This window comes from Nocardia lijiangensis NBRC 108240 (genome assembly GCF_001613045.1).
GTDB lineage: Bacteria > Actinomycetota > Actinomycetes > Mycobacteriales > Mycobacteriaceae > Nocardia > Nocardia lijiangensis.
Genome location: NZ_BDBP01000213.1, coordinates 1 through 1,213, shown reverse-complemented (window position 1 = coordinate 1,213; position 1,213 = coordinate 1). Strand labels below are relative to the sequence as shown.

The window sequence follows — 1,213 nt, the reverse complement described above, 5'->3', positions numbered from 1 at the left end:
AGGCGAGTAGTTCGCTGTGCTCGGTCGGCGCCTGGCCGTCGGATCCACGAAGACCAGGAATGGTCGCTGAGGTCATGAAAACTCTCCTGAGATGGGCGGCTGTTCGGATGTTTCGCCGCCTGGCCCAAGGCCCATGACCAGCGCGAACACACCGAGCGCCACCGTTGGCGGGAAGGCAACCCGCTACGACCAGTCGAAAGCGCGCCCCGGCTGGACGGCGTACAAGGACGAAGCGGACGCCCAGGTTCCTGCTTAGAGATTAACGCGATGTGACGATCAGTACGGAATCGGGTTCCTAACCAAGTACCCATTCGGTTGCCTATTCAACAGGCACGATGTGCCTGTCGAGCATCGTGATGTCGCGTTCACAGGCCGCCAGCTGACCCGGCTGCTCGGCCGCGGCCCGCCGAATCCGGGCCTCCAATTCCGCCACTCGGCGGTCGGTGTCGATGATACGCGCGGCGCTCGCGCGCACCACGCGATCGGCCAGTTCGGTCTCCGCTTCCACGAGCGCGGTCGCCACTCGCTGCTCGAGCTGGGCTTTCACATTCACGAGTGCGTCGGCGACCCATTGCCGGACGTGCGCGCGGTCGGCGACCTGCCGCCGCGCCCGCACCACCCACCACGCCACCAGCGCGCCGAGCAGCAATGTGAACGGAATGCTTGCCACATCCAGTGCGGGTACCAGCGACAACGGTGCGACCAGCAACCTGCCGAGTCCGACACCCGCCGAAGCGCCCAGCGCGATCATGAGGTGATCTTCGACACCCCGGTGCCTCGGCTCCGGCTCGGGGCCGACCCGCGGCGCCGGGTCCCTCCTGCGGTGCGGCGGCGCGAGGTCCGTGCGGCCCGCGCCGTCCAGCCTTTGCGCGAGTTCGGCGAGCCGGTGTTCGATGCTCGCGTCCACCGCGCCGGTCAGCTCGGTCACCGACTGCTGCAGGCGGTCGGGATAGTCGCCGAGTTCGGCGGGGCGCACCCGGTCGAGTTCGGTGCGCGCGGCGGTGTGCAGCGCCCTGACGTGTCCGCCGACCTCGGTCATCAGGTCGACGCGCGCCAGATGCAGCTGACCGCGCAGCGTCGACATGGCGGTGGCGCGGCCGCCGTCACGGCCCGCGAGCAGGGTCGCGCGCTCCTCCCGCCAGCGCGCGGGTTCCGCGCCCGAGCGCAGCGCCGCGACCTGTTCGACGACCCGCTTCCTGGTGTCGGTGAGCAC

1 pseudogene is annotated in these 1,213 nt (G+C 69.5%); it reads right to left on the bottom strand.

From position 1 onward, the window contains the following. Nucleotides 1-319: 319 nt before the first annotated feature. Nucleotides 320-1,213, bottom strand: a pseudogene (locus NL1_RS38460) (hypothetical protein); the annotation flags it as partial.